Below are 25,289 nucleotides of genomic sequence, written 5' to 3' on the forward strand. Positions count from 1 at the left end.
GACCGTTCGAGGGCCGCGCGCGGCTGGGGCCGTTCGTGCGCGGGTTGATGCGCAGTCCGGCGATCCGCAGTTCCGGCGCCGAGACTTCGGCGATCGACGGCAGGCTGGGCCGCATCGTGAGCAGCATCACCGACTCGTCGGGACTCAGGCTGACCCCCGGGGTCGCCGGGGCATCGACGAGCGCGGCGAGTTCGGCGGCCGGGGTCCGGTATCCGTCCGCACCTTCCTGCGCGGCGACATCCGTGGTGGCCGCGGCGAGGAGGAACACGAAGGAGAGGGAGAATCGAAGGATTCGGGGGCTGCTGTAATCGTGTGGCATTTTACGGGCTCCAGTTGATGACCGACGTTGTGGCAACCGGGATCGGGGCAACCGTGGCATAGTCCGAACCGCGGAGCGCATCATAAGCTACCCACCGACCGGGACTTCTGCTGCAGAAGTACACGTTCCTTCGATATAGGATACTCTGATTAAGTCCGGTTCCACATCACCCCATGTCTTGATTCGAGATACCCCGTCGTCTACATTGGCCCAATCTCGTTTCGGAAGGCGGGAATAGCAAGGAAGCCCCATGGCAAATCGCATCATAACCCTCATCGCCAGCGCCACGGAAATCGTGTGCGCCCTGGGCTTCGAGGATCAGCTCGTGGGCCGGTCCCACGAATGCGATTATCCGCGCTCCACCGCCTCGCTCCCGGTCTGTTCGAGCTCGAAAATCGAGGTAAAAGCCAACAGCAAGTCCATCGACGATCAGGTACGGGCGATCGTGGCCGACGGCCTGTCCGTGTACCGTGTGGACGCCGAACTCCTCGACCGCCTCGCACCGACCGTCATCATTACGCAGACCCAGTGCGAAGTCTGCGCCGTGAGCCTGAAGGATGTGGAAAAGGCGGTGTGCGAACTCGTGGGCTCGCAGCCCCGGATCGTATCCCTCGAACCCATGTCCCTGAGCGATGTGTGGAAGGACATACGGATCGTCGCGTCGGACCTCGGCGATCCGGCGCGGGGAGACGATCTCGTGGCGCGCCTCACGGACCGGCTTGAAGCGCTTCGCGCGGAAACGGCCTCGGCCGAAAGCCGCCCTTCCATCGCATGCATCGAATGGATCGACCCCCTGATGAGCGCGGGCAACTGGGTGCCGGAACTGGTCGAATGCGCGGGCGGCGAAAACCTCTTTGGCGAGCCCGGCAAACATTCCGGATATTTCAATATCGAACAACTTGCCGAAGCCGATCCGGACGTGATCGCCATCATGCCGTGCGGCTTCGGTATCGAGCGGTCCTTCCGGGAAATGGCGCCGCTGGCGGCGCACCCGGTATGGCGGGAACTGTCCGCTGTCAAACAGGGGCGCGTGGTCATGACGGACGGGAATCACTTCTTCAATCGCCCCGGACCCCGCATGGTGGAATCGGCCGAGATTCTGGCGGAGTTCCTGCATCCGGGGCGTTTCGACTTCGGACACCGCGGAAGCGGGTGGAGATACTGGAATGGCCAGGAACACCACTGACGAAGAAGCGCAGGTGGGGCTTTGCCTTCATTGCCGGCACGCCCGCATCGTCATTTCCCGGGCGGAAAGCCGGTTCTACCTGTGCAAACGCTCCCGGACCGATCCGACGTACCCGAAATATCCGCGCCTTCCGGTGTTGCGGTGTGGCGGGTATGAGCGGGAAGGGGATTCGGCGGGGTCTTGAAGGCGTATTCTCCGAAGGTATCCGCCACGCAAGATGCTTGACACCAGAGGAAATTGACCGCCGCGCGTAAGGATAGCCCTCCCTGGACAACGCCTCCTATACCCTCATCAGAGACTACCCTACTCCCCTTCTTTACACCAACTGCAACCTGTCAGGTGCGCACCCATCGCGCACAAAAGCAGCGGCAGCGCAGCGTCGATGATGATCCATGTGAGGGAAACGGCCTGCGGGCCTATGGCCGTGAATTCGGGACTGTGGAGGTTGAACCAGTTCCAGAAGAACATAATCCCGATGAAGAAGGCGCCGAAATACAGCACGTTCGCGCAAAGGTATTCGCGGGTAACCGGCCCGCTTCCCCCTTCGCTGCACACGCGTTTCATGCGGAGGTGGCCAAACAACATGGTCAGCAGGAGGGCCACTGCCATGCATGGATTCAGGATATTCCAGAACGGGCTGTACGGATCCGCTTCGGTGGAAGCGTAATACAGCGGCTCCACGACGGTATGCACGCCAACCGCGATGCCCACCAGAAGGAGATATACGCCCACGATGCGTTTGAGGGTGCTCATGATTCCATCCGTTTATAATGATTCCGGGGTATAGAGGAATATAGGGGAATTATAAACAATGCTTGACAAAACAGGATTCCCAAAATCAAAGTAGGTATTTCATCGTGAGCGTCAGGCCAACCGCTGACAAGTCGTTCGTGGTGGTCCGGTAACGCACGTCGAACCCTCGCCCGACGTTCGATTCGTGGCTGCGTAGCTGTGTAAAGGATGCGCCATCTTCGAACTTCGATAACTTCGACCAACGCACCTTCAGTCCTATCGACACCTGTTCGTTTAGCGCATGATCGTAACCAGCAATAAGCTGATAGCCGACCAACGTGTCTTGAAGTCTGTGGTTGGAGATTGATGTCGTGCCCGCAATACGTGCCTTCATAATTGGGTCGTCGAACGTGGCAATTTGTGCGGGATCGTCGTTTCGTTTCCAGCGTGAGTGCCGGTCCAGCCCGACAGCCACGATACCGACTCCGCCTCCGGCGTAAAACGAACCTCTGTGAAAAAACGCATTAGCGCCAAGTCGAAACGTCTGTACGTCGCCAATGCCGCCCTCAGCCACTTCCAATTCGTTGTTTTCCTTTTCCCGTGTGGTAACGTCTCCGATCACCATAGGCACGGACCCGCCGTAGTTCACCGTGCGGAAGGAAGTCTCGCCTTCGATGCGAACATGCCTAAAGGTATGCCCTACTGTCAGGCCACCCATGGCACCGCTGGCACCGTCAATATCGTTGTACCATGCGCCGGGCGGTGGGGCATTGACACATTGGCCCTCACCCACTTCAACCTGTTCAGGGTTGTTTATGAGGTCGCATTGCGTGCTCCAATCGTTATCGGATTCGTCTATGCGCATTCCCGGTGCTATGGCCGGGCCTATTTCCATACCGAAATACCACCCTTCCTGCGCGATAAGCGTGGTGGGCGACACCAGACAAACAAGTGCTGCAATTACAATGTGGCGTACGTTCATTATCAGCGGGGTTTTGTTGGAAAAGGGCTGCCAAGATACAGGGCAAGTGGCTACGGTTCAACAACCTGGTTGCATGTTGATGGCGCGTTCGGGCTATGGGCGAGACGCTCTACGTTGAGGCGATCCGGCCGACGCATCCCGGCAATCCGAAATCGGGCGATTCCTATCTGCCGCACCAGCGTGACAAAACGGCATAGCCTTGGCGATTTGAAAAGCCGACCGTTTTTCACCTCAGTTATTTAATGACAAATCCTTGTCGTTTCACTGCCAACTTGCTGTCGTTTTACCCCGGAACCGCAACGCGGAACCGTATCACTCCTGGGCGCAGATCCGCAACCCGTCGAACCGTTTCAGGACCGGACGAATATCCCGCTCGAACTGCCGGGGACACCGGAAACGCAGCCGGGCGACAGGGATCGGATCCCCGGACGCTTCCTCTTCTGCGGGCTCCCCGTTTCGGGCGTACAGATACTCTTCGGCCACCACCTCCGCTTCCCGGTGAATACGCGCGATCATTTGCCACTCGGCAAGGGGAACGTACGCGGTCCGCTCCACGAAATCGCGCTCGATCACGGCCAGCAGGCGCTCCTTCAGATCACCGAGGCCGATCCCGCGCAGCGCCGACACGAAAGCCGCCTCGGGAAAACGGGACCGGAGCGCGCCGAGGAGCTCCGGCTCTTCCAGCCGGTCCACCTTGTTGAATACGGGCAGGAGCGGCTTGTCCGCCACGCCCAGTTCGCCCAGCGTGGCGCGCACCACGTCGATATGATCCTCGTACCGGGGATGCGTCATGTCGATCACATGCAGCAGCACGTCGCTCTCGCGAACCTCGTCGAGGGTGCTCTTGAAACTCTCGATCAGGTTGTGGGGCAGTTTGCGGATGAATCCGACCGTGTCGGAAAGCAGCACCTGCCCGTTGGCGCCCAGTTGAACATTTCGCGTGGTGGCGTCGAGCGTGGCGAAGAGACGGTCCTCGGCGAACACCTCGGCGTCGGCCAGCACATTCATCAGCGTGGACTTGCCTGCATTCGTGTACCCGACCAGCGCCACGCGGGTAAACCCTTTGCGTCCCTTGCGCTGGATGGTGCGCTGCCGGTCGATCTTCTCCAGCCGCTCCTTGAGAACGGCCATACGGTTCCCGATGAGCCGGCGGTCGGTTTCGATCTGCGTTTCCCCCGGCCCTTTCGTGCCGATGCCGCCCTTCTGGCGGGAAAGGTGGGTCCAGTGCCGTGTAAGGCGCGTTCTGAGATAATCGAGCTGCGCCAGTTCGACCTGCGTCTGCGCGGCCGCCGAGCGGGCCCTCGTAGCGAAAATATCCAGAATCAGCGCCGAGCGGTCGACCAGCTTGCAGTCGAGCGCCTTTTCCAGGTTGCGAACCTGCACCGGGGACAAATCGTCGTCGAAAATGACGAGATCGCTGCCCCGGGCCCCGATCAGACTCTTCAATTCAGTGACCTTGCCCTTCCCGATGTACGTCGTCGGATTCACCCTGGAGAGGGACTGCGTCATCCGATCGGTAACCACGGCGCCGGCTGTGGAAGCCAGTTCGGCCAGTTCGTCGAGCGAGTCGTTGACGTCCCATCGAGAGGAGTCGGGCGTCACAACGCCCACAAGCACCGCCGTTTCGGTTTCGGGAAGTTTGTGTTCGTGCAAAGAGAAGGGAGGGCTTGGAATGTTTCAGCGAGTGGGCGCATTCCCCGAATACACGCAAAAAACGGAACTTTAACGATATACGCAGGACAGAGGTGCGGGTTGCGGGCTTCTCCGAATCGCTTCGGCGGGCGGGGGCATGCTGCGGCCCGAAGCTACACCGCAGGAACAGGCGGATAGATGGGACCTTCAAAAACACACCCCGGGCGGAATGAAACGCCTCTTGCCGGGGTATAACGATTGACATCATCTCAAAAGACCACCTCCTTTCATGCTCCGTAACCCGTCACGCATGCTCGTCCTTGCATTTCTTGTACTGGCCGTCTCGGTCGCGGCGTACAGTGAAACGGCAGGGAACTCCGGAAACCATCCCGATCCGAACAAAGAGGCGCCGCAGCCCCCAGGCGCCGTTTCGAACCACGCCAAGACGGCGGAAGTGGTTGCTGCGGTCGAAGCGCTGTACGCTACGCTCGACGAGGACCTGCTGGAGCAAGTGAAGTACGATCTGGACGACGAAAAACGCCGGAACTGGTCGAATCTGCCCGCGAACATTACCGACTTCGAGCGAAACGGCATCCGCATGGGCGACCTGAACGAAGAGCAACGGGCCTCGGTGTTTGCCGTGCTGGAGACGTCCCTGAGCACGGAAGGCTTCGAAAAAGTGCGCCGGATCGTGCGGGCGGACGAAATCCTGGCGCAATCGTCCCCCCGTGCAGCCCGGTTCGGCTGGACGGAAGACAATTACTGGTTCGCCGTGTTCGGCGCACCCTCCGTCACGGAAGCGTGGTCATGGCAATTCGGAGGGCATCACCTTGCCGTGAACGTGACGATCGACGAAGGGCGGATGTTCTTGAGCCCCACGTTTCTTGGCGTGGAGCCGGCCACGTTCGAGGACGGCGGCGAAACCTTCGCGCCCCTGCAAGCGGAACTCGAGGGAGGACTGGCCTTGGTGCAGGCGCTGGACGAGACACAGCAAGCCGCCGCCATAGTAACCGATCGCCCGAGAGAGGTGTATGCCGGGGCGGGTCGGGACGGGGTTGTCCCGCCCACGGAAGGCGCCCTTGCGGGAGAGTGGTCGTCAGTGCAGCAGGATATGCTCGTAGAACTGATCGACCTGTGGGTCGGCATGCTGCCTGAAACCGAAGCCGAAGCGCGCCATGCGGAGATCGCTCCCGACCTGCACGAAACCCGGTTCGCCTGGCATGGCCCGGTCGACGGCAGCGGCAGCGTGTATTACCGCATTCAGGGACCGCGTCTCCTGATCGAATTCTCCACGCAGGGCAATATCGGAGACGACGCCGGACATAATCATTCCGTGTACCGGGACCCGACCAGGGAATACGGGGGCACGCTATGACCCGGATCCGGCGAACACGGAGGTTCCTTCTTTCGCCGCAGGGCGCCATCCCTTCGCGACCGCCATCTCCGCCGCCAGGAACAGCAGCGCCAAGAGCAGAAACGCCTTCCACAGTTCCCGGCCCGTACGCTGCTCCGCCACCGCCTGGACCACATCCCCGGCAGAGCGCCCTCCGGCAGCTACGACTTCGACCGGCGCGGCGACAACCTCGGTCAGGCGCCGCCGCGCCTCCCTGGGTTCCAGCACGAGCATATCCGACTCCCGCGCGTCCACATTGACCGCGATGCGCCGCACGATTTCGTCGCCGGCGTATACGTCGTAGACGCCGGTACGCTCGACAGCCTCTTCGTCAAGCGTCAGCAACGCAGCGTCGAACAGGTCGCGCTGCTCAGGCACATATTCCGTGCCGTCGGGCCCCGTCAAACGCAACAACGCCTCTCCGGGGGAACGGGCAATGCGGAGTTCGGCAGGGCGGGCCGCCGGAAACTGCTCGCCGGAAATGGATTCGTAGGCCGACAGATAGTACAGGGAGCGGTACATGAGCGGGATGAACAGGCCGCGGACGGGCAGTTCGCTCCAGCGTGCGTCGGGCGCAACGGCAAGCAGCAGGACCACGCCCCGTTCATGGCGGATTTCCTGCAGAAACGGATCGCCGTTGGACAGGCGAATGATGGACTGCTCCCCCGTGCCTTCCGGCTCGTAACGCGCGGCGAACCATATCTCCGGACGCTCCACATCCGGGGCATCGCCTTCCGGTTCGGTCTGAAAAACGCCCTCGAAAAGCGGGTGCTCCAGTTCGACGCGGTCGAACGAGGCAATGCGGGTTTGCGACCCGAGCGATCCGTTGAAACCGGATATTCGCCCTCCCCCGACCGCCTGCAGCAAAGCATTGTACTCCTGCCCCTCTTCCTGCCCCGCAGAGGATGGGGTGAGCAGCAATCCGCCCCCGCCCGCGACGTACCGCGCGAGCACTTCCGTTTCTCCGCTGGACAGCGTCTGCGCACCCGCAACCACCACCGCATCGTACGCTTCCGGCCCCGTCGCCGCCAGACTCGTTTCCGGAATAACGGTCACGTCGAAGGCAATCCGCCCCCTTGCCAGTTCCGGCGACAGGGCCAGTTCCAGAAAACCGGTGTTCTCGCCTTCCCCCCGCACGATCAGAATGCGCCGCCGCTCGGGCACATGCAGCGTGAAATAGCGCTGGTCATCGAAGGGATACACATCCTCTTCGATCTGCACTGCGCCGGAGAGCCACCCGCTGCCGGGGGGCGTAATCGTGAAGGACACCTCCGTGGGCTCGCGCGGCAGAATATCCGCCGTGGCCTGGGCCAGGCGGCGGCCTTCCAGAAAAACGCTGGCCACATACCCCTCGACGGGTTCGTCCGCATAATTCACCAGCGTGGCCGATAAACGCACCGGCTGACCGGCTTCGACAATGCGGCTGTCGATGCGCACATCGACCACGGCCACGTTGGCCTGCGCGCTGCCTCCGACCGGCAGCAAATACGCCCGGATCTCCTCCCCTTGCGCCGCCCGCACGGTGTCCGCCAGCGCCAGGGCCTGTATATCGCTCACGATGTACACTTCCCGGTTCGGATAAGCGGCTTCCTCCAGCGCCTCCGCAGCGGAAGCGACGGCCTCGGTCAGCGACACTCCGGCGGCAGAGGCCCGGATATCCTCGACCACATCGATGGCGAAAGCGGGCGAAAGCGGCCCCCGGGGCACATCGCCTCCGGCCGTGGTCCGCAGAAAAATCTCGTCGCGTTCCTCGAACTCCCGGATCAGGCCGGTGGCAATGTCCTTGGTCTGGCGAAGGTATTCCCCCTCCGCATCCCGCAGCGTCATGGAGAGCGAATTGTCGAGGACCAGCGCCGCGGAAGACCGGGCCGCACCGCCGACCGCACCGGCCACCTGGCCCGTAAGGGAGGGACGGGCAAAGGCGGCCACCAGACAGACGATGGCGAGGAGGCGGAGCGCAAGCAGCAGCCACTGCCGCAGCCGGACCCGCTGCATCGTGGTTTTCTGCAATTCCCGGACGAACGTGAGCGAACTGAAATCCACCTTCCGCGGACGGCGAAAATGGAACAGATGCACGATCACCGGGATCGCCGCTGCGCCCAGCGCAAAAAGCATGAACGGATTGAGAAACTCCATGAGCCCGATTACAGGATAGCCGCTTCCTCAATACGCTTTTGGATCGCGTCTCGTTGCAGGGCTTCGACACGCGCTTCTTCCGCGTAGTCCGGCCAGTGCGAAACGACCTCGTGAACCTCGGCGCAAATAGCTTCCGCACGCCCCCGTTTCATAGAGGCGGCCCGGGCGCATGCGCGAAAATCTTCCATAGTGAAGGCTTCCTGTTTTCCGTTCAGCGTCATCTGGTGGATAGATGTCCACTTGCCCTCCGGATTGCAGGCATAGGTCAGGTCGAATGCGGGCGCCAGCGCCCATGCTCCGGCCCTGTCCATGAGAAAAGCGATGTTTTTAACGTGATCGTCCTGGTTGCGGGCAAAGACATTGAAAGCCATGCGACGGAACTGTTCCTCTATCGCGCTCATCGAAAGCCCCAGTTCCCAAATAACCATAAGCGCCTGTTCATAAGAATAGGCGCCTGCCTCGTTGAAATCGAAGTGCGCCATCGCCCCCAACGACTGCATATGCAGCTTTGCCCCATCGGGCAACCGATCGAAGCGCCGGGTCATGAAATGCCGCCTCCCGCCTTCTTCGAACAAGCGGCAATCGGCCATTTCGATATCGGCGTCCCGCGCCATAAGGTAATAGGCATATTCGATGGCGCCGTATCCTTCGGGGGCCGCCCACGTTCCGTCGTGTTCCCCGCCCACGCCGTCGAACTTGATCAACCAGTGTTCGAACCCGGCGCCAACGTCTGCCTGCCCCGAGCGAACCTCTTTTGTTTGAGGGTTCCAGGCGATCACCGCCTTTGCGCGGGCGCCTCCTGCGGATGTGCCCACCCGCAGGATTTCCTGAAGCGGCGCTGCGTCGTCTTGCGCGTCATAGGACAAACGCAATGCTTCGCGTTGTTGCAGGATTTCGGAAGCCAACGCCACCAGCCGATCTACCTGAAGACGCTGTCCTTGATTCGATCGAGGTCCTGTTGCGGGCACGAATTCCAGGGCGCCCATCCCGCGAGACCCTGTGTAACACAGCCGCTCGACGGCATTGAGCGAATCCGGCGGTCTCCCCTGTCCCGCCAGCCAGGCATTGATCACAGCATGCCCGAAACGGTCCGGCAGAGAATCCGCCAACATGCCGGGAAGGCCGTAAAACGATTCGCGGCGCAGCAGAGGAAACCCGTATACCCTTTCGGACAGGGGCATGGTAAGAGGCGCCAGCTGTATGCCGCTTTCCAGAAATGTCGGGGCAAACTCAAAATCGGCGACCTCTTTACCGTCCTCAAGGGTAACAGCGCCGACCGTGCTTCCCCAAAGTCTGACTTCGGCGTGCGTCATGTTTCATCTCCCCATCGCCACGCTGAGGGTTGTTCTCTCACGGTCCCTGTTTTGGGAGACCGCGCCCGTTGACGCTGCTTACCTTGCATGTTCAGGATGTCCATAGGCCGTGGACCGGGTTTCGGTACCAGCACATCGAGATTCGGAACGAGATGCAATGCCCTGAGCACACGGATAATACTGGTGAATTGCACCGGTTCGCCCGCTTCGATGCGCTCCAGCGTACGTTTGGATATTCCCGCTTCGAAAGCAAGATCGGCCTGGGTAACACCCATATCGAGACGCTGGCGGGCAATACGCTTGCCGAGTTCGGCAAGCAGGTATTCGTCGGTATTCAGATTTTGAAAAGACATAATTCGCTTTATTTGGCGATTAGATGTATATAAAGTACTATTATTCGTCTTTAAATACGAATAATATATACTATTGTTTCAAGTCGAAATAAATGGCGATTTAATGTCAGTAAATCCTTTTATATCGTCTTGTATGACGAATAATATATCATAACCCCTTTTGCAAGCCAACCCGCCCGATGGTTTCTCATACCGGGAACACGATAGCCGTCCGACGTTAGAGTATCTCCTGCAAACCGGACGCGGCGTGTCGCCCCGCACAATGACCTTCTCCCTGGAATTCTTTCCGCCGCGTACAGCGCTTGCCGAGGAACGGCTCGAAGCCAATCTTCCCACGCTGCTTGCGCTGGAGCCGCGCTTCATAAGCGTGTCCTGCGGAGCGGCGGGGTCGTCGCAGGAGGGCACGTTCGAACTGGTGCAGGCATTGCGCACCAACCACCGCGTGACGTGCTGCCCCCACATGTCAAGTGTCGGCCGCACCCGCACCCGGATCGCCCGCGTGGTGCGTGCGTATGCCGAGCTTGGCGTCCGGCGCTGCATTGCCCTGCGAGGCGACAAGCCGGACGGCTATGTGCCGAGTGAAGCCCACTACACCTCGTCCTGGGAGTTGATCGCGGGACTCAGGGATGTCGTCCCGGAGTTTGAAATAGGCGTCGGGTGCTATCCGGAAGGGCATCCCGAAGACCGTAGTCCCGACGACCGGTTCACGATCCTGGAACGCAAGGTGGAGGCCGGCGCCCATTTCGCGATTTCGCAGCTTTTCTTCGAGACGGACGCCTTCCTGACGTTTCGGGACGGGTGCGCCCGGCGTGGGATCGCAGCGCCCGTCTGGCCGGGTATCATGCCAATCCATAACCCGACCCGGGTATTCGGGTTTGCCGACAAATGCGGAGCGGTGGTGCCGGATGCGCTGCGCGCCCGATTCGAGGGAAAAAGCGACGAAGAAACGTTTGAACTCGCCCGGGATGTCGTCTGCAAACAGGCCTTGCGGCTAAAAGCGGAAGGGGTGGAGCACATGCACCTGTATACGCTGAACCGGCACCGGCTGGCGGCAGAAATTGTCCGGGCGCTGAAAACATGAACAGCAGAACGAAGCGCCTCGACTGGCTGCACCAGACAATGAGCAGGCGCATTGTCCTGCTGGATGGGGCATACGGCACGATGGCGCAGTCCCTTGGACTGGACGAAGACGCCTTTCGCGGACAGCGATTCAGGGACTCCGAACGGGATCTCAGGGGCAACATCGATGTCCTGTGCCTGACACAGCCGCATGCAATCGTCGGGATCCACGAGCAATATCTGGCCGCCGGGGCAGACATCCTGACCACGAACAGTTTCACGGCGAACGGGCCGTCCCAGGCCGACTACGGCCTGGAACATCTCGTGTTCGAAATGAACCGGAGCGCGGCGGCGCTTGCACGCGAGGCAGCCGACCGGTGGACCCGCCGAACGGGTGAATTCAGGCTGGTGGCGGGCAGCGTGGGCCCCACCAACCGCACGCTGTCCATGTCGCCCAAGGTCGAAGACCCCGGCTACCGGGCAACGACGTTCGAAGAACTGAGCAGCACGTACTACGAGGCGGCAAACGGCCTGTACCAGGGCGGCGCCGATCTGGTGCTGCTGGAAACGATTTTCGATACGCTGAACGCGAAAGCGGCTCTGTACGCGATCGGCCGGCTCGAGCGGGATACGGGCGCAACGATTCCGGTAATCGTATCGGGCACCGTCACCGACCGGTCGGGACGCACGCTGTCAGGGCAAACGCTGGAGGCGTTTTTCATTTCCATTCGGCATGCCCGCCCACTGGCAGTGGGCCTCAACTGTGCGTTCGGGGCCTGCGATCTCGACCGGCACATCCGGGATTTATCCCATATCGCCGACACGCCGATCAGCCTGCACCCCAACGCCGGCTTGCCGAACGAGTTCGGCGCATACGACGAGACCCCCGAAACCACGGCAGCCATTCTGAAAGGGATCGCCGAAGACCGCGTGGTGAACATACTCGGCGGCTGCTGCGGCATGACCCCGGCGCATATCGAAGCGATTCGGGATGCGGTTGCCTCGGCAGCGCCGCGCAAGACGCCGGAGGCGAAGCGGCGCATGCGGTTATCGGGCCTCGAACCACTTACCAGGACGGAGACCACCGGCCTGCTGCACATCGGCGAGCGCACCAACGTGGCCGGTTCAAGGGTTTTCCTGCGATGCATCCGGAACGAAGATTTCCCCGGCGCGCTGAAAATCGCCGCCGAACAGGTGACAGGCGGCGCCAACATCATCGATGTCAACATGGACGAGGGCATGCTCGACAGTAAGGCGGTCATGCAACGGTTCCTGAACCTGTTGGCCTCCGAACCCGGGATCAGCCGCGTACCGGTCATGGTGGATTCCTCGCGTTTCGAGGTGCTCAAAGCCGGTCTTGAATGCCTGCAAGGGAAAGGCGTCGCCAACTCGATCAGCCTCAAGGAAGGCGAGGACGTTTTCCTGCATCAGGCCCGGACGATCCGCGATCTGGGGCATGCGCTGGTGGTCATGGCGTTTGACGAAGAAGGACAGGCGACGACCATCGAGCGCCGGGTGGAAATATGCGCGCGCAGTTACGCACTGCTTGTGGAGCAGCTCGGCTTCGCACCCGAAGACATTGTTTTCGATCCCAATATTCTGGCCATAGCCACCGGGATCGAAGAGCACAACGAATACGCCCGCTCCTTCATCGATTCCATCCCGCGCATCAAGGCCGCCTGCCCGGGCGCACTGGTGAGCGGCGGCGTAAGCAACGTGTCCTTCGCCTTTCGGGGCAATGGCCCGGTGCGCCGCGCCATGCACGCCGTCTTCCTGTATCACGCGACCCGCGCCGGACTGGATATGGCGATCCTGAACGCAGGCTCCCTGATCGCATACGACGACATCCCGGACGCGCTGCGCGAGGCCGTCGAGGATGCCATCCTGAACCGGCGGTCCGACGCTACCGAACGATTGCTGGAGATAGCGCAAGACGTGGGCAACACGCCCGAAACGAGCCACGCCGTGGTGGATGCCTGGCGCGAGTTGCCTGTCGAAGCCCGGCTGGAGCATGCGCTGGTGCATGGCCTCGATGAACATATTCTGAGCGACGTCGAGGAAGCAAGGCTGGCGGCGGAGCGCCCGCTGCATGTGATCGAAGGACCCCTGATGAACGGCATGAACCGGGTGGGGGACCTGTTCGGCGCCGGAAAGATGTTTCTCCCGCAGGTCGTCAAATCGGCGCGGGTGATGAAGCAGGCCGTGGAATATCTCGTGCCGTTCATGCGGGGAGACGAAACCGCTTCGCTCGCGCGCGGACGTGGCAAGGTGGTGATGGCCACGGTCAAGGGCGATGTGCACGATATCGGCAAAAACATCGTCAGCGTGGTGCTGCAGTGCAATGGGTTCACGGTCGAGGACCTTGGCGTCATGACGCCTTGCCAGCGCATCCTCGACACGGCCCGCGAAAAACATGCGGACATGATCGGCCTGTCCGGGCTGATTACGCCGTCGCTCGACGAAATGGTGCATGTCGCCGGGGAAATGCAGAAGCAGGGGTTCGGTATGCCGCTGCTGATCGGCGGCGCAACCACCTCGCCGATTCATACATCGGTCAAGATCGATCCGGCGTATGCCGGACCCGTCGTGTACGTGAAGGATGCTTCCCGCGCCGTGGGGGTGATGAAGGAACTGGTCGGGGACCGGCGCAGCGACTATGTCAGATCGGTGGATCTCGAGCATGTCGCCCGGCGAAAACGACATGCCGGGCCAAAGCGCCGGCTGCCGAGCCTGACCCTCGATGCTGCCCGGGCAAACCGGTTCGATGGAGACTGGGATGCCTACCCCCCGCCAAGGCCGGGCCGACCCGGTGTGCATACCATCGACCCGCAACCGCTTGAAGAACTCGTCGAGTATATCGACTGGCGGCCGTTTTTCTCGGCCTGGGAAATGCAGGGGCTGTTCCCCGCCATCCTCGAGGATCCGGTAAAAGGCGAGGCTGCGCGCGAACTCTATGACGCCGGGCGCACCATGCTGGATCGCATCGTGAAAGAGGAGTGGCTCCTCACACGCGGCGTGTGCGGCCTCTTTCCGGCGGCAGCGACGGAGGACGACGATATCATTGTTTTTACCGACGAGTCACGGCGCACCGAACGGATGCGCCTCTCGACGCTCCGCCAGCAGCGGGCATTGCCCGAAGGCAGACCGCATCGCGCCTTGTCGGACTTTGTCGCGCCTGTCGGGCAGAGCGTGGACGACTGGATCGGGGCATTCGCCGTCACCGCAGGATTGGGGGCATCGGAACGGACCGCCGCCTTCAAGCAGGCAGGCGACGATTACAGCGCCATCATGCTGCAGGCGCTGGCGGATCGGCTGGCCGAAGCCTTCGCCGAGTACCTGCACCTTCGGGTGCGCCGCGAATTATGGGGTTATGCGGCCGGGGAATCGCTGGACAATGCCGATCTGATTGCAGAATCGTACCGGGGCATTCGCCCCGCTCCGGGCTACCCGGCCTGCCCGGAACACAGCGAAAAACAGAAACTCTGGGAGTTGCTGGACATCCGGGAACGCATCGGTGTGGAACTCACCGAATCCTGGGCGATGCTGCCCGGCGCTTCCGTCAGCGGGTGGTACTTTTCGCACCCGAAGGCGCGCTACTTCGACGTGGGGTTGATCGGCAAAGATCAGGTCGAGGACTATGCCCGGCGGAAGGGGCTGCCGGTTGCAGAGGCCGAACGGCTGCTCCGGCCCAACCTCGGGTACGAGGTCTGAGGAACTCCTGGCTCCTTAGCCAACGGGTGCAGGTCGACTTTCGGAAGTAACGCGAATTTTTTTCGTCGATTCACTTGACCAGCATCATAACTTGGCCCATGATCCTGCCCTGCGCCTGCAACCGGTAGACGTATGCGCCGCTGGGCAGATCGCCCGCATCGAAGCGCGTTGTATGATGGCCTGCAGGCTTCGATTCGTCGACAAGCACCGCCACTTCGTGACCGAGCAGGTCGTAGACCGCAAGGCGCACGTTGCCGGCCCACGGCAACGCATACCGTATGGTCGTCTCCGGATTGAACGGGTTCGGATAGTTCTGTCCGAGGGAGACCTCTTCGGGTATCTCCGAATTTTCGGTGGACACCGAACTGTAATGGACCACGGGGAGATTGGTCCGGGTAGCACTGGTAACCCGTTCTCCAGACACCGAGCGTATGAAGAAGATGTGCTTCTCGCCCGATGTTAGCGCGTGAATGTCAATGTCTATGCTCGTGGCATTCCTGTCGATGCGCGTCCACGGGATAACCACATCGCCGAGATCAAAAGCGCTGCTCGTATACCATCCCTCCTGAACCTTGTACTCCAACGAGTCTACCTTGTCCGGATGAGGAGGCGCACTCCACTGCACATTAACAACATCACCCTGCACACGGGTATCGAAATTGTTAGGATAATTATATGTCAGAAAATCCGAGGTGGGAGTAACGGGATTAGTGGGAGCAGTCGGAGTAGCGGTTGAAGGCGGGATAGGCCCATTGATCCGGATTCTCATGAAGTTGAGCCCGATCTCCCAGCCTCGGCCTCTCTCCTTGTACAAACTGTTCTCAATGCTCCACCCCGATGTCCCGCCAGTGTCTTCATTGCCCGAGGCTGTATAATGGATTGTATCAAAGCTATCGTTGTCAACATCCACCACTACCAGATAGGTTGTTTCCGCATCGAGATCGATTCCGCTGGTTGTGAATCTATTGGCACCCACTACCAGCGTTTCCGGTAACGACAGGGAGCCCACAGGTATGCTGGGTCTGCCGCCCTGGCCGCTGGTCCAGATGCCAACACTGTACGTTGGGTTTGAGAATGCTTTGGAAAAATAAATGTCGACACTCCCCAGCGTATAGCCATCGCTGTCGCTGCCTGTCGTAAATGCCTGGGCATGATCGTAATAAAAAGGAATACCGCTGTCGCCGGCAGGCTGTCCGGCATTGCTCACGAACATCTGGGCCTGTGCAAGGCCGCCCGGGCCTGACGCAGAACACAGGGGCAAGGCGGCGAGCGTGAGCAGCCCTGTCATAGCGCGGAAGCTCCCGGCGGCTGTGGAGGGGATAAGGAATTTTCTGATTATTAGTTTCTTTCTTGTGATGATTACGAATTTTTTAACAGAAATCATGTACTTCCGAGATGATTAAGAGAAACCACGGCAAAATTTTTCGCGCCCAACATACCAAAGAATTGAGATCATGTTCTACTGCGTCAAGACTTTTAACGCCATTTTATTTTAGGAACGCCTTCACGTATTTATCTTCGCGCCGGCCTGCATCCTATCTGCACCGTATGCGTTGAATCAGGTTTGTCGTTTTCCCTGTTCACCGCTTCGGAATTCCTTGCGGCGCGTGCAACGGCTCGCTTGACGCCTTGCGCATGCACGCGGCCCGCATCTGCACGCATGGCGACTACCCGGAACCCGATCCCTGCGAAGGCGCAACCCGGCGCGCTCCGCGGTGCTGCATCCCGCTCGGTGCGCTCTTCCCGGCGGCCCATCGTCATTCGCGGCGCCCGGCAACACAATCTGAAGGGGATCGACCTGGAGTTGCCGCGCAACAGGATCATCGTCTTCACCGGGCCGTCCGGCTCGGGGAAATCCTCGCTTGCTTTCGACACGATCTACGCAGAGGGACAGCGGCGCTACGTCGAAAGCCTGAGCGCCTACGCCCGGCAGTTCCTCGAACGCATGGACAAGCCGGATGTCGATCTGATCACCGGGCTGGCGCCGGCCATCGCCATCGAGCAGAAAACGACGTCGAAAAATCCTCGCTCGACGATCGCTACGCAAACGGAAATCTACGATCATCTCCGGCTCCTTTTTGCACGCATCGGCCGCACGATCTCGCCTGTGAGCGGCGAAGAAGTCACCCGGGACGCTCCCCGGTCCGTGGCCGAGCGGGTGCACGCCATCGCAGAAGACCGAACGCGATTCTACGTGTGCTTTCCCATCCCCGATCACAAAAAGACCTCTCTCGAAAAGGAACTGGGCACGCTGCGGCAGCGGGGATTTTTCCGGTTGCTGCTTCTCCCTTCCGGGAAAGGAAAAAGCACCGGCAACGAGGAACGCATTCTCGACCTGAACGAGGAAACCCCCGAAAAAGCCGCCAAATATCCCCGCAAGCGCCTGCTCGTGCTGGTAGATCGTCTGGCCGTCCGTCATGGAGACGAGGACAACCTTTCGCGCATCTCGGATTCGGCGGAGCAGGCGTTCCGGGAGAGCGCGGGCCGCTGCATCGTGCATATGCACGGGGGCGAGACACTGCACTTCAGCGAATTCTTCGAACGCGACGGGATGCGCTTCGAAGAACCGTCGCCGCTCCTGTTCTCGTTCAACAGCCCGTTGGGCGCGTGCCCCGCCTGTCAGGGGTTCGGCCGAATCACGGGCCTGGACGAAGACCTCATCATTCCTGATCGCAACCTTTCGATCCGGCAGGGCGCCATCGCCCCGTTCCGCACGGAACGCTGGAGCCGGTATTTCCGGGATCTTGTCCGGGTCGCCGCGGAACGCCGCATCGATATCGATACGCCCTGGCGCGAACTGCCGGAGGAGGTGCGCGACCTCGCCTGGAACGGGGCAGATAACTACATCGGCATCCGGGGCTTCTTCGAATTTCTGGAGCGGAAGAAGTACAAGATGCATTACCGGATATTCCACGCCCGGTTCAGGGGCTACATGCCGTGCCCGGAATGCGATAGTTACCGCGTGCGCCGGGAGGCGCAGTACGTGAAAGTCGGGGAACTGCATATCGGCGAAATATGCGAACTGACGACGAAGGACGCCCGCGACTTCTTCAGGGATCTGACGCTCTCCGATCACGAAGAAAAGATCGCCGGCCGCGTGCTGGAAGAGATTCGCAAGCGGCTGACGTACCTCGTCGAGGTGGGGCTCGACTATCTGTCGCTGGACCGCCTCTCGCAGACGCTTTCAGGCGGCGAAAGCCAGCGCATTCATCTTTCGACCTCGCTCGGATCGTCGCTGGTCGGATCGCTCTATGTACTCGACGAGCCCTCCATCGGACTGCACCCCCGGGATAACGACCGGCTGATACGCATCCTCGAAAACCTGCGCGACATCGGGAATACCGTGCTGGTCGTGGAGCATGAAGCGGCCATGATGAAACGGGCGGATCAGATTGTCGACCTTGGCCCCGGCGCCGGCCGGCTCGGCGGGGAAGTAATCTTCCAGGGAAGCTACGATGAACTGCTGCGCGACCCGCGCTCGTTGACCGGAGCCTATCTGGGCGGACGGGAACAGATTCCCGTACCCGCCACGCGCAGGCCGGTCTACGACGAAAACGCCCTGTACGTGGAACATGCCCGGCAGCACAACCTGAAGCGTCTGGACGTGCAGTTTCCTCTGGATATGATCACCTGCGTGACCGGAGTAAGCGGGTCCGGCAAATCGACGCTGGTGCACCAGACGCTGTACAACGGCCTGATGCGCCTCAAAGGCTACCGGGTCGAGGGCGGCGTGGGCGCCCATGACATCATCCGCGGTCACCAGCTCGTCGACCGCATCGAAATGGTCGATCAGAGCCCTATCGGGAAGTCCCCCCGCTCCAATCCGGCCACTTACACGAAAGTGTTCGATCATGTGCGGGAAATCCTGGCCGGCACGCACCAGGCACGCATGCAGGGATTGCGGCCCGGCTATTTTTCGTTCAACGTGCCCGGCGGTCGGTGCGAAACCTGCCAGGGCGAGGGCATCGTGAAGGTCGAAATGCAATTCCTTGCGGACCTGTATCTCGAATGCCAGGCGTGCCGCGGAAGCCGGTACAAAAAGGAAACCCTCGAAATCCGGTACCGGGGCAAACATGTGGCCGATATCCTCCGGATGACCATCGACGAGGCAAGCGACTTCTTTGCGGATCATGCTCCTATTATGGGCAAGCTGCGGGTGCTGCAGAATATCGGCCTTGGATACCTGACGCTGGGACAGCCTTCCAACACCCTGTCAGGAGGCGAATCGCAGCGGCTGAAACTGGCCTCCTTCCTCGGAAAGCCCTCCCGGGACCGCGTGCTGTACATGCTGGACGAACCTACCACGGGCCTGCATTTCGACGACATTCGAAAACTTGTGGCGGCATTGAACGCGCTCGTCGAAGAAGGCCATTCCGTCATTCTCATCGAACACAATATGGATGTGATAAAGTGCGCGGATCGGGTAATCGATCTCGGCCCGGAAGGCGGGAGACGCGGCGGATTCGTGGTAGCGGAAGGAACGCCCGAAGAAATTGCCGCCATACCGGACAGCCACACTGGAAAATTTTTGAAAGAGATGCTACCGTAGCGCGTTACTTTTCGGGGTTTTCCTGCGGCTTATCTATGTCAGCGGAAAATTTCGGGGATCAACGCCTTCTCCAGACCATCTCCGCTACACAGGCTCCATGCAGTACGAAACGTATACGATACACCGGGAACGTATCCGGGTAGGGCCGCCGGCCCTGCGCCGGGTGGCGCTCTTTACGGGCGCGTACAACCACATTGCCGACGGCGTATCGCTCACGTTGAACCGGCTGGTGTCCTACCTCGAAGCACACGATACGGAGGTGCTGATCTTTGCGCCGACCATCGCCGACCCGCCCGTGGATCATGCCGGCATTCTGGCCCCTGTTCCCTCGGTGCCGGTGCCGCAACGAGCCGAATACCGTCTTTCGCTGGGACTCACATCGAACGCCCGCTCCCTGCTTCGGACATTCCGGCCCCATCTGTTCCACATCGCCACACCCGACCTGCTGGGGTATCAGGCCCTGCGCTTCGCCGGAAGAGAAGGCATTCCTGCGGTCGCCTCCTACCATACGCACTTCTCTTCGTATCTCAAGTACTACGGTTTCGGTCGGCTGGAGGACCCGTCATGGAAATACCTCCAGCACTTTTACGATCAGTGCCGGCATGTGTACGTACCCTCGCAGTCCATGGCCGAGGAACTGGACTCCCGGGGTATCAACAAGGGAATACGCCTCTGGATGCGCGGCGTCGACACGCATCGCTTCAATCCGGCGCACTACGACACGGAATGGCGCCGCTCGATCGGCGTGAAAGACGACGAGGTGCTTGTCAGCTTCATCGGGCGAGTCGTCCGGGAGAAGGGCGTGCACATCTTTATGGACGTCGTGCAAAACCTGCAGCAGCGCGGCATAAAGCACCGGAGCATGATCGTGGGAGACGGGCCCGTGCTGGACGAACTCCGCAGCCGGTTCCCTCATACCATCTTTACCGGGCGGCTTGAAAACGAGCAACTCGCCCGGGCATACGCCTCCTCGGAGGTTTTTCTCTTCCCCAGCGATACGGAAACTTTCGGCAACGTTACGCTCGAAGCCATGGCTTCCGGACTGCCGACGGTGTGCGCCGACGCCACGGGAAGCCGCACCCTTGTGGAACATGGCAAAACCGGCCTGCTGGCCGCTCCCGGCGACACCCGCGCCTTTGTGCAGGCCGTGCAGCATCTGGTCCGGCATGAGCCCGAACGCCGCCGCATGGGCGCCGCGGCCTGGGACTGCGCACGCCAATATGACTGGAATACGGTCATGGCCCGCATGGTGCGCTATTACGATGAAATTCTGTATCCGCAGACGCCGTGGATCGGCGACGGCTATGCGGGCGACGGCTATGCCGGCAACGGACTCGAGGCGCCCACCACCCAGGCCATTCGGGTGCCCTGAGGCTGTATTCCGTAGCCGCCTGTGCGCATCCTGTACATTTCCCATTCCTTTCCTCCGAGGAACCGCCCGCTCGCGAACATCGGCGGCATGCAACGCGTCGCGACGGATCTGTACAACGCATTGCTCGAATGCAATGCACGGGTCGAGCCTGTCATCCTGCGTACTTCCTGGCGCTGGACGCACGTCCGGACGGGTCTGTTTCTCGGATCGAGCCTGTTCAGAATCGCGGCAGCGGCGAAGCGGGGGAAAATGGACGCCGTGCTCTTTTCCTCGATGGTGACGGCATCGCTCACCCCTCTGTTACAAAGAACGCTTCGCAAGCACGGCGTGGCCTCGGGAGCTATCGTGCATGGCCGGGACGCCACCCTGCTCTCGCCCCCGTACCAGTTTCTGGTGCCGCGCATATTCGCTGCCCTTGACGCCGTATTCCCGGTCAGCCGCGCCACCGGAGCAGCCTGCCTCGAACGCGGGCTGGCGCAAGAAAAACTCCATGTCGTGCGGAACGGCGTGTCGCCGGACCGCTTCGCAGCGGATTGGTCCCGGGCTACTGCGCGCACTATGCTGTTCGAGCGGTTTGGACCACCGGAAGGCGCTGCCGGGAACAACTCCGAACGCGTCCTGCTCCTGTGCAGTGCGGGCCGTCAGGTAAAACGGAAAGGGTTCGCATGGTTCGTTGAACAGGTTCTGCCCCGGCTCCCTGAAGATGTGCATTACTGGCTGGCCGGGGAAGGTCCGGAAGCCGAACGCATTCTGCGCACCGCCGAACGGTCCGGGGTGGCCCATCGCGTGCGACTCCTCGGGCGCCTGTCCCACGAGGAGTTGGAAGGCATGTATCGCGCTGCCGATCTGTTCATCATGCCGAATGTACCCGTTCCCGGAGACATGGAAGGGTTCGGCGTAGTGATGCTGGAGGCGGGGTTGTGCGGGCTGCCTACCGTCGCCGCCGACATTGAAGGCATTGCCGATGTCATTGAAGACGGAAAAAACGGACGGCTTGTCCGCTCCGGGGATGCCGAGGGCTTTTCCGAGGCCATTCTGGCGTATCGCCGTGAACCGGAAATGCTTGAAAAGGCCGGCCGGCGTACGGTAAGCCATGTGCTGGAACACTTCGGATGGAATGCAGCGGCGGAAAAGTACCTGCGCGTCCTGGAGGCCTGCTCCATCCGGCGGCGCGCTCCCGCATGAAAGCGGCGGCGCAGCTACGACGCACCCGTATCGACCACAGCGGGAGTACGGCGGTCTTCCAGCCATTGCAATGCCGCAGGCAGAAAGAGAATCGCTGCAAGCAGCGTTGCCCCGATGCCCACCACGGCCAACTCGCCGATCGAGCGCAAACCCGGGTGAAAACTCAGCAGCAATCCTGAAAAACCGATCATGGTCGTGAAGGACCCCATGGCGATATGCTCGCCCGTATAACGGAGCACGCGCCGGATGGAACCGGGTCCTTCCTCCCGGTAGCGATGGACCAGATGCACGCCCGCATCGTTGCCGATACCCAGAATGGCGGGAAGTACGATCATGTTATAGAAATTGAGCTGGAGGCCGATGATTTCTATGACAAGAATCATCCATAACACCCCCACCACGAGCGGCGCCGTAGCCAGCGCGACCCACCGCGCTGCACGGAAGTTGATCCACATGAGCAGGATCACCATAATCAGGGCGCCTGCCATCATCCAGGGCGCATCGCTGCGCATCAGCCGCAGCATATCCGCGGCGACAATGGATGGAGAACCCGCGTAGTATGTGCTCCCGTCTTCCGTAACGATCTTTCCCACATCGTCGGCAAATTTCATTGAGGCCCGTCCGTCGGAAAGTCCCACCGAAGGGTATATCACGACAAATCCCCCCAATTCGCCGGTTTTGGACACGAACCGGTTGCGAATACTCTCGGGAAGTTGCTCGATCGCAAGCGGCTGGACCGTCCCCGCTGCACGCTCGACGCGCGCAAGCCCTTCGTCCGTGTCAGCCTGCAGGAACGGGTCGGCAAGCAGCGCACGGATTTGGGCAATGCGAGCCAGCTTGTGCTGCTGTTCCTCATCGGCCATGGGAAACCTTTCCTGAAGCGTTTCCGCCCGATCGATTGTGGGCGACAGCGTATCCGACCGCGCATGCCGTTCGATAGCCTCCTCGACGGCGGGCGCTTCGGACGGATCGTCCACAAGTACATAAGCCGGGTTGCGGCCTCTTGATGGATATACTTCGCCGATGAGATTTCTTTTGGCGTCGTAGGCTTCATACACGGGATCGAGCGCGCCGAAATCGTACTGAAAACCCACCCTCGGAAGAAACGCGAGCGCGGCGATAACCAGCCCTATGCTTCCCAGCACCAGCCCCCGGGAACCGGGAATTCTCCCGTATCCCTGCACGGGCGCCTGCACCCCGGCGCCCGCCTCGAAATTGAGCAGGCGATAGCGCTCGAAAAGGACCAGCAGCGCCGGCATTACGACCGTCATGGCCCCCACGGCAAAAAGAATGCCCGTACCCGCAATGAAACCGAATTCGCTGAACCCGCGGAAATCCGCGCCGGTCAACACATACAGCGCGGCGGCCGTGGTAAAAGCACCCACTGCGATAGCCTTTCCCGTACTGGTGAACGTGCTTTCCGCCGCATCGGCTACCGTACGGCCCAGGCTGCGCTCTTCCGTATAGCGGGCATAAAAATGTATGCCGTAGTCGATCCCGAGACCGAACAGCACAAGCCCAAGCGTCGACGTCATCATATTGAGCATCCCGAAGGCAAACCAGGCCACGCCCAGTGTCCAGGAAAGGCTCATAAGGAGGGGTATCCCGATCAGGCAGGCAAGCGCCGGAATGCGCACCAACTGCGCAACCAGTACACGCCGGGAAAATCGATGACCTGCGCGGGCCGTATATCCCTTGTAGAAAAAATACCCCACCACCAGCAGCAAGACGGCCGTCACGCCCGCTGCAAAGGAATTGAGCACATCGTCGGAAATCGCCCGCACTTCCACGAGTTGGCGCAGAAGCCGTCCTGCCGGCACTACCTGCATTTCCGGATGATAGGCGGTCGGGGTCAATTCCGCAATCAGCGTATCCAGGTCGTCATACAGCGTCTCGATGAATCCTATGTCGGTCTGCGATCCGCTCGGATAGAACCGGAGCGCCATGATCGTACTGTCCTCGTTGACCGGATAGCGCTTTCCGACAATATGATCGTACACTTCCTCGAGGTCCCGCTCCGGATCGTATGCCGCCTCGTCCTCGGATTCGTCCTCTTCGTCGTCCAGATCGAAGAAAAACGGATTGGCCTCCAGTCTCGCATCGCGAATTTCGTCGCGGAGGTACGATTCCAGACTGTCCAGTTCCGCATACGTCGCGAAATACAGGGCGTTTTGCTCCAGAAACGCCGTGTCCTTCTCGAAATCGACCCGATGCAGATACGGTTCGGCCTGCGGCCCCGGCGCAAGGGCCAGCGCACGCGGGATCAACTGCTCGGCGAACGCCTTGTTGGCCTCAAACGACGGGCTCACGATCGCCACGTCCACGGTTGCCTCGCTTCCCACGGTTTCGCGCAGCGCTTCCAGCGCCTGCACACTCGGATAATCACGCGGAACAAGGTTGGAAAAATCCGTGTCGATGCGAAGTTGCCGGGCGAACCAGAAGCCCGCTACGGAAACGACCAGAGCAAGAAGCACCACCGCCCAGGCCTGCCGAACCACCAACCGGATGAAAACGCGCAACGCGTGGGGGAAACGACTCATGGGAGGTTCGTGAGCATAATGTTGTCGAAATCAACCTCCGCCACGGAGTCCGTATTGTCCGAATCGCTCCATAGCGTGATCGCCGTCGGGGCGTTCGGCGGTGCTGTGCCGAATATATTCCGGTAATCCTTCACCACATTGCGCGTGACCTGCACCCATTCGCCCGTTTCCTCAAGCCCGCTGGAAACCACGATGATCTTCACGTTGCCCGTCGAAACCATAGTTTCCCGGGGCAACCCGGTGCTGTACACGTACTTTATGCTGAGCGGACGCCCGAGCCAGTCGGTTTTCGAAAACGATACATAGACGGCTGCGCCGGAGTCGTTGACCCGATCCTCGCGGGCGCCCTCGGGCAAACGGTGGGCGCGCCACGCCCATCGCAGGTACGGCAACTCCGGCAGTTCCCAGTGGAAGGCCTCGGCCGGCAACGAGACGCGCCGTGCCGTACCCGCCGTATAGGCGCGGAGAAAACGATTGCCGTCTTCCCGCATCACAGAGAACCTTCCCGCGTCGTTCATAAACCGGTCCGGCGCTTCAAAGCGGCGTTTCGAGCGGGAAAAGAAGCGCCATGCGGCAGGCACGCCGCCCTCAACCCCCGCTTCGAAGTTCTCCAGTATGACGGTCGTGTCGGGGGGCGCTGTGCATGACGACGGCTCCCCAAAGACCAGCAACAGACCAACTATGGGAAAAAGCGTACTCATACCTGTCGCAGCATGTTATACTGTAGGATGCCCGCCCCGAATATCCGGCCGTCCCTCCTGTGCTTTACGGCAATATCCGGGGAAAGGATACCTGTAGGGATAACGCGGGGGATTGCGAAATGTCTT

Annotated in this window: 18 protein-coding genes; 8 read left to right on the forward strand and 10 right to left on the reverse strand. The window is 60.8% G+C overall.

The genetic code is table 11. From position 1 onward, the window contains the following. Positions 1 to 319: S9 family peptidase (locus F4Y00_11305; GenBank protein ID MYE05540.1), on the reverse strand; the 319-nt coding region annotated here is incomplete at its 3' end. A gap of 250 nt (positions 320 to 569) precedes the next feature. On the opposite strand from F4Y00_11305, the gene F4Y00_11310 reads away from it, so the two are divergent. Both F4Y00_11310 and F4Y00_11315 read left to right on the forward strand, forming a co-directional pair. Beyond that, positions 570 to 1,505: a cobalamin-binding protein gene (locus F4Y00_11310; protein ID MYE05541.1), complete on the forward strand. Its 936-nt coding sequence runs from the start codon at positions 570 to 572 to the stop codon at positions 1,503 to 1,505. Next, positions 1,486 to 1,689, forward strand: a complete 204-nt coding sequence (locus F4Y00_11315) for a hypothetical protein (protein MYE05542.1) — start codon at positions 1,486 to 1,488, stop codon at positions 1,687 to 1,689. Before F4Y00_11310 ends, F4Y00_11315 begins: the two co-directional genes overlap by 20 nt. A 119-nt stretch (positions 1,690 to 1,808) precedes the next feature. Here the strand turns inward: F4Y00_11315 and F4Y00_11320 are convergent, their stop codons facing one another. The 3 genes from F4Y00_11320 to hflX all read right to left on the reverse strand — a co-directional run bounded on the left by F4Y00_11320 (position 1,809) and on the right by hflX (position 4,872). Beyond that, on the reverse strand, positions 1,809 to 2,258 hold the full coding sequence (locus tag F4Y00_11320) for a hypothetical protein (GenBank protein ID MYE05543.1): 450 nt from the start codon (positions 2,256 to 2,258) through the stop codon (positions 1,809 to 1,811). Between the two features lie 85 nt (positions 2,259 to 2,343). Further along, entirely contained in the window at positions 2,344 to 3,219 is an 876-nt protein-coding gene (locus F4Y00_11325; protein MYE05544.1) for a hypothetical protein, read from the reverse strand. A 312-nt stretch (positions 3,220 to 3,531) separates the two neighbouring features. Beyond that, entirely contained in the window at positions 3,532 to 4,872 is a 1,341-nt protein-coding gene (gene hflX, locus F4Y00_11330; protein ID MYE05545.1) for a GTPase HflX, read from the reverse strand. 268 nt (positions 4,873 to 5,140) lie between these two features. Between hflX and F4Y00_11335 the strand changes: the two genes are divergently transcribed. Beyond that, positions 5,141 to 6,226, forward strand: a complete 1,086-nt coding sequence (locus tag F4Y00_11335; protein MYE05546.1) for a DUF3500 domain-containing protein — start codon at positions 5,141 to 5,143, stop codon at positions 6,224 to 6,226. Here F4Y00_11335 and F4Y00_11340 read toward each other — a convergent pair. The 3 genes from F4Y00_11340 to F4Y00_11350 are packed head-to-tail and all read right to left on the reverse strand — an operon-like array spanning position 6,221 to position 10,046. After that, positions 6,221 to 8,380: a hypothetical protein gene (locus F4Y00_11340; protein ID MYE05547.1), complete on the reverse strand. Its 2,160-nt coding sequence runs from the start codon at positions 8,378 to 8,380 to the stop codon at positions 6,221 to 6,223. The genes F4Y00_11335 and F4Y00_11340 overlap by 6 nt on opposite strands. 8 nt (positions 8,381 to 8,388) lie before the next feature. Next, on the reverse strand, positions 8,389 to 9,693 hold the full coding sequence (locus F4Y00_11345) for a type II toxin-antitoxin system HipA family toxin (protein ID MYE05548.1): 1,305 nt from the start codon (positions 9,691 to 9,693) through the stop codon (positions 8,389 to 8,391). Continuing rightward, positions 9,690 to 10,046: a helix-turn-helix transcriptional regulator gene (locus F4Y00_11350; protein MYE05549.1), complete on the reverse strand. Its 357-nt coding sequence runs from the start codon at positions 10,044 to 10,046 to the stop codon at positions 9,690 to 9,692. Before F4Y00_11350 ends, F4Y00_11345 begins: the two co-directional genes overlap by 4 nt. 247 nt (positions 10,047 to 10,293) lie before the next feature. Here F4Y00_11350 and metF point away from each other — a divergent pair, with 247 nt between their 5' ends. Both metF and metH read left to right on the forward strand, forming a co-directional pair. Further along, positions 10,294 to 11,127: a 5,10-methylenetetrahydrofolate reductase gene (gene metF / locus F4Y00_11355; protein MYE05550.1), complete on the forward strand. Its 834-nt coding sequence runs from the start codon at positions 10,294 to 10,296 to the stop codon at positions 11,125 to 11,127. Beyond that, complete coding sequence (metH, locus tag F4Y00_11360) at positions 11,124 to 14,816, forward strand: methionine synthase (protein ID MYE05551.1); 3,693 nt, start codon at positions 11,124 to 11,126, stop codon at positions 14,814 to 14,816. The genes metF and metH overlap by 4 nt, the downstream gene beginning before the upstream one ends. Before the next feature lie 70 nt (positions 14,817 to 14,886). Here the strand turns inward: metH and F4Y00_11365 are convergent, their stop codons facing one another. After that, on the reverse strand, positions 14,887 to 16,200 hold the full coding sequence (locus F4Y00_11365; protein MYE05552.1) for a T9SS type A sorting domain-containing protein: 1,314 nt from the start codon (positions 16,198 to 16,200) through the stop codon (positions 14,887 to 14,889). Between the two features lie 276 nt (positions 16,201 to 16,476). Between F4Y00_11365 and uvrA the strand changes: the two genes are divergently transcribed. From uvrA to F4Y00_11380, 3 genes are all read left to right on the forward strand, one after another. Beyond that, complete coding sequence (uvrA, locus tag F4Y00_11370) at positions 16,477 to 19,365, forward strand: excinuclease ABC subunit UvrA (protein MYE05553.1); 2,889 nt, start codon at positions 16,477 to 16,479, stop codon at positions 19,363 to 19,365. A gap of 97 nt (positions 19,366 to 19,462) precedes the next feature. Beyond that, positions 19,463 to 20,737 (forward strand): glycosyltransferase family 1 protein, encoded by a 1,275-nt coding sequence (locus F4Y00_11375; GenBank protein ID MYE05554.1) that lies wholly within the window; start codon positions 19,463 to 19,465, stop codon positions 20,735 to 20,737. An 87-nt stretch (positions 20,738 to 20,824) separates the two neighbouring features. Then, the gene (locus F4Y00_11380) at positions 20,825 to 21,922 is read left to right on the forward strand and encodes a glycosyltransferase family 4 protein (GenBank protein MYE05555.1); all 1,098 of its coding nucleotides are present in this window, start codon (positions 20,825 to 20,827) and stop codon (positions 21,920 to 21,922) included. Positions 21,923 to 21,936: 14 nt separating this feature from the next. Here the strand turns inward: F4Y00_11380 and F4Y00_11385 are convergent, their stop codons facing one another. Both F4Y00_11385 and F4Y00_11390 read right to left on the reverse strand, forming a co-directional pair. Then, positions 21,937 to 24,462: an MMPL family transporter gene (locus F4Y00_11385; GenBank protein MYE05556.1), complete on the reverse strand. Its 2,526-nt coding sequence runs from the start codon at positions 24,460 to 24,462 to the stop codon at positions 21,937 to 21,939. After that, on the reverse strand, positions 24,459 to 25,163 hold the full coding sequence (locus F4Y00_11390; GenBank protein MYE05557.1) for a DUF3047 domain-containing protein: 705 nt from the start codon (positions 25,161 to 25,163) through the stop codon (positions 24,459 to 24,461). Before F4Y00_11390 ends, F4Y00_11385 begins: the two co-directional genes overlap by 4 nt. Positions 25,164 to 25,289: the final 126 nt, after the last annotated feature.

Source organism: Bacteroidetes bacterium SB0662_bin_6 (assembly GCA_009839485.1).
In the GTDB taxonomy this organism is placed as follows: Bacteria; Bacteroidota; Rhodothermia; order Rhodothermales; family VXPQ01; genus VXPQ01.

Bases quoted from the DNA above. Each gene is read 5' to 3' on its own strand.
- metH (MYE05551.1), top strand. From the start codon at position 11,124: ATGAACAGCAGAACGAAGCGCCTCGACTGGCTGCACCAGACAATGAGC.
- uvrA (MYE05553.1), top strand. From the start codon at position 16,477: ATGGCGACTACCCGGAACCCGATCCCTGCGAAGGCGCAACCCGGCGCG.
- F4Y00_11385 (MYE05556.1), bottom strand. From the start codon at position 24,462: ATGAGTCGTTTCCCCCACGCGTTGCGCGTTTTCATCCGGTTGGTGGTT.
- F4Y00_11335 (MYE05546.1), top strand. From the start codon at position 5,141: ATGCTCCGTAACCCGTCACGCATGCTCGTCCTTGCATTTCTTGTACTG.
- F4Y00_11375 (MYE05554.1), top strand. From the start codon at position 19,463: ATGCAGTACGAAACGTATACGATACACCGGGAACGTATCCGGGTAGGG.
- F4Y00_11380 (MYE05555.1), top strand. From the start codon at position 20,825: ATGCAACGCGTCGCGACGGATCTGTACAACGCATTGCTCGAATGCAAT.
- F4Y00_11320 (MYE05543.1), bottom strand. From the start codon at position 2,258: ATGAGCACCCTCAAACGCATCGTGGGCGTATATCTCCTTCTGGTGGGC.
- F4Y00_11345 (MYE05548.1), bottom strand. From the start codon at position 9,693: ATGACGCACGCCGAAGTCAGACTTTGGGGAAGCACGGTCGGCGCTGTT.
- F4Y00_11315 (MYE05542.1), top strand. From the start codon at position 1,486: ATGGCCAGGAACACCACTGACGAAGAAGCGCAGGTGGGGCTTTGCCTT.
- F4Y00_11365 (MYE05552.1), bottom strand. From the start codon at position 16,200: ATGATTTCTGTTAAAAAATTCGTAATCATCACAAGAAAGAAACTAATA.
- F4Y00_11340 (MYE05547.1), bottom strand. From the start codon at position 8,380: ATGGAGTTTCTCAATCCGTTCATGCTTTTTGCGCTGGGCGCAGCGGCG.
- F4Y00_11310 (MYE05541.1), top strand. From the start codon at position 570: ATGGCAAATCGCATCATAACCCTCATCGCCAGCGCCACGGAAATCGTG.
- F4Y00_11325 (MYE05544.1), bottom strand. From the start codon at position 3,219: ATGAACGTACGCCACATTGTAATTGCAGCACTTGTTTGTCTGGTGTCG.
- F4Y00_11390 (MYE05557.1), bottom strand. From the start codon at position 25,163: ATGAGTACGCTTTTTCCCATAGTTGGTCTGTTGCTGGTCTTTGGGGAG.
- F4Y00_11350 (MYE05549.1), bottom strand. From the start codon at position 10,046: ATGTCTTTTCAAAATCTGAATACCGACGAATACCTGCTTGCCGAACTC.